Below are 3147 nucleotides of genomic sequence, written 5' to 3'. Positions count from 1 at the left end.
ATCCTGGCGCACACGCCAGCGGTCATGGAAGTTGCCCTGCGTGGCGCGTTCGCCCATCGCCAGGCGGCCGAAGACGGCGGCTTCCAGCACCAGCGCCTCGGCGCCGACGGCAAGCTCGACGTCGAGCGTGCGGGCAAAGGCCGCCCGGTCGAAGACGATGGTTTCCTGCGGCAGCCAGGCGATCCGGCCATTTTCGCCGACCGACAAATTGACCCGCACTTCGGCACGGTCGGACGCGGCCCGGTAGATTTTCTCGCAGGCCTGCGTGGTGATCGATGCCGAAGCGGCCGCGCCGACATCCACCTCCCAGGCGATACGGTCGCCGCCGGTCATCCCGCCGGCGGTGTTGATCAGCACCGCCTCAAACGGATCGGCCGAGACGGCCGGCATCCTTATCTTGGCGGCGCCGTCCTGATAGAGGCGCCGCAGGCGCGTGCGGCCCTCACTGAGCGCGCAGGAAAGCCGCGCGACGCCCGCAACGCGCTGCGTCGAAATCCCGTCATGTTCGCCGCTAGGTTCGCCCATATCCATGCCTGCACGTTAAGCACTCCGTCGGCTTTGTCGATATGGAGTTCGATATAGCTTGTTGCTTGACAACGTTTCGGTTTCTATAGAGGGAACCACCTTGGTACGGTCATGCTGCGCTTGGCGGAGGCATTAAACGACGACGACGGCTTGATACCAGGAGAAAAAGGGGCGCTGCTCAGTTGGCGTCGGGAAACGTCGAGATAGTGGGGAAGGAACCGAATGGCCGACCAGCTGGCAACGGATATCATCGCGAAGATCAAGGCTCATGCCGAGCCGGGCGGCGAAGAAATCACCACCACCACCGAATTGACCTCGCTTGGCATCCATTCGCTCGAGCTGACGGAGATTATCTTCGATCTTGAGGAAGAGTATGGCATCGAGATCGAGATGAACACGGTCGACGCCTGGAGCAATCTGAAGAACGTCGGCGACATGGTCGAAGCTGTGCGCGCGCTGATCGCGAAAAAAGCCTGAACTGAATGCGGCAGCGCGTTGTCATCACCGGCATGGGCGGCATTTGCGGGCTCGGCACCAGCGCGCCCGCGATCTGGAACGAGATGCGCGCCGGCCGCTCGGCCATCGGCCAGATCACAAGTCCCCAACTGCATGATTTGAAGGTCAAGGTCGGCTGCGAAATCAAGGCGCTTCCCGATCACGGAATCGACCGCAAGCAGACCGTGTCGATGGACCGCTTCAGCCTGCTGGCGACCATCGCAGCCAGAGAAGCCATGCAGGAGGCCGGCCTGGTTTCGAATGAAGCCACCACCTATCGGATGGGCACCGTCGTCGGTGTCGGCGTCTGCGGCTGGGAGGCGATCGAAGAGAGCTATCGCGCCATCCTGGTCGAGGGCAAGAACCGCGCCGGTATCTTCACCGTGCCAAAGGTTATGCCAAGCGCGGCCTCCGGCCATGTCAGCATGAGTCTGGGCCTGCGCGGCCCGGTCTTCGGCGTCACCTCGGCCTGCTCCTCCTCCAACCACGCCATCGCCTCGGCCGTCGACCAGATCAGGCTTGGCCGCGCCGATGTGATGGTCGCCGGCGGCACCGATGCGCCGCTGGTCTGGGGCATCCTGAAGGGCTGGGAAGCATTGCGCGTGCTGGCGCCCGATACCTGCCGGCCATTCTCGGCGGATCGCCAGGGCCTGTCGCTCGGCGAGGGCGCCGGCATGGCGGTCCTGGAAACCTACGAGCATGCCATGGCGCGCGGCGCCACCATCCTTGCCGAGGCCGCCGGCGCCGGCCTCTCCGCCGATGCCTCCGACATTGTCGCGCCGACCGTCGAAGGGCCGACAGCGGCCATGCGCGCCTGCCTGGCCGATGCCGGCTTCAATCCCGAGGATGTCGACTACCTCAACGCCCATGGCACCGGCACCAAGGCCAACGACCAGATCGAGACGGCAGCGATCAAGCGCGTCTTCGGCGACCATGCCTACAAGCTTTCGGTGTCGTCGACCAAGTCGATGCACGCCCATTGCCTCGGCGCATCGGGGGCGCTGGAGATGATCGCCTGCGTGATGGCGATCCGCGAAGGCATGGTGCCGCCGACGGCCAATTTTCGCGAGGCCGATCCCGATTGCGACCTCGACGTCACGCCGAACGTGCCTCGCGAGCGCAAGGTGCGCGCCGCGATCAGCAACGGCTTCGCGTTCGGCGGCACCAATGCCGTGCTGGCCTTCAAGGCCGTCTGATCTAAGGGGCGCGCGATCTGCCTCAGGCAGACCATTCCGTTGATTGTTCGTGCACGACGAAACCTTCACCGCCATATTGATCGTGCCGTGCGCCGCGTCTAATCCTTGGCCGACCCGCCAAGACCGCGCCGCTCGGCGCGAACCCCATTCAGGAGTTTCCATGGCAGACCTGTCCGCCTTTCCGATCGCAACGCGTTGGCCGGCCAAGCATCCGGACCAGCTCCAGCTCTATTCGGCGACAACGCCGAACGGCGTGAAGATATCGATCGCCCTGGAGGAGCTCGGCCTGCCCTATGAGCCGCATCTGGTCAACATCGGCAAGAACGAAAGCTGGACACCGGAATTCCTGTCGCTCAATCCCAACGGCAAGATACCGGCGATCATCGATCCGAACGGTCCGGACGGCAAGCCGATCGGCCTGTTCGAATCCGGCGCCATCCTGCTCTACCTCGCTGAAAAAACCGGCCTGCTCATGCCCATCGATGCCGCGCGCCGCTACGAGACCATCCAGTGGGTGTTCTTCCAGATGGCTTCGGTGGGGCCGATGTTCGGCCAGGTCGGCTTCTTCCACAAATTCGCCGGCCGCGAGATCGCCGACAAACGCCCTCTGGAGCGCTATCGCGACGAGTCAAAGCGACTGCTCGGTGTGCTCGACGGCAGGCTGAAGGGGCGCAAGTGGATCATGGGCAATGACTACACCATCGCCGACATCTCGCTGCTCGGCTGGGTGCGCAACCTGATCGGCTTGTACGAAGCCCGCGAACTCGTCGGCTTCGACGATTTCGCCAATGTCTCGACATGGCTGGAGCGCGGCCTGGCGCGGCCGGCGGTGCAGAAAGGCCTGACCATCCCGGCCAAGGGATAGCCAGCCTTCGAAGCGCGGCTATTTGGCCTTCGCTTTGGCCTTCGAACCGCGTGTGCCCATGACGGA

Annotated in this window: 4 protein-coding genes; 3 read left to right on the top strand and 1 reads right to left on the bottom strand. The window is 64.1% G+C overall.

Going from position 1 to position 3147, the window contains the following annotated elements:
- Positions 1-525 (bottom strand): urease accessory protein UreD (locus EN906_RS28575; RefSeq protein WP_206529190.1); only part of this gene is annotated, 525 nt, incomplete at its 3' end.
- Between the two features lie 222 nt (positions 526-747).
- Here EN906_RS28575 and EN906_RS28570 point away from each other — a divergent pair.
- From EN906_RS28570 to EN906_RS28560, 3 genes are all read left to right on the top strand, one after another.
- Positions 748-1002, top strand: a complete 255-nt coding sequence (locus EN906_RS28570) for an acyl carrier protein (protein ID WP_013528393.1) — start codon at positions 748-750, stop codon at positions 1000-1002.
- A 5-nt stretch (positions 1003-1007) separates the two neighbouring features.
- A complete protein-coding gene (locus EN906_RS28565) occupies positions 1008-2216 on the top strand; it encodes a beta-ketoacyl-[acyl-carrier-protein] synthase family protein (RefSeq protein ID WP_127375543.1) in 1209 nt (402 codons plus the stop codon).
- Between the two features lie 160 nt (positions 2217-2376).
- Positions 2377-3081 (top strand): glutathione S-transferase N-terminal domain-containing protein, encoded by a 705-nt coding sequence (locus EN906_RS28560; RefSeq protein WP_127267259.1) that lies wholly within the window; start codon positions 2377-2379, stop codon positions 3079-3081.
- The last annotated feature ends 66 nt before the right edge of the window (positions 3082-3147 follow it).

Origin of the sequence: Mesorhizobium sp. M7A.F.Ca.CA.004.06.1.1, from assembly GCF_003999135.1 — a bacterium.
Classification (GTDB): Bacteria; Pseudomonadota; Alphaproteobacteria; order Rhizobiales; family Rhizobiaceae; genus Mesorhizobium.
This window is presented reverse-complemented; position numbering and strand designations above follow the sequence as displayed.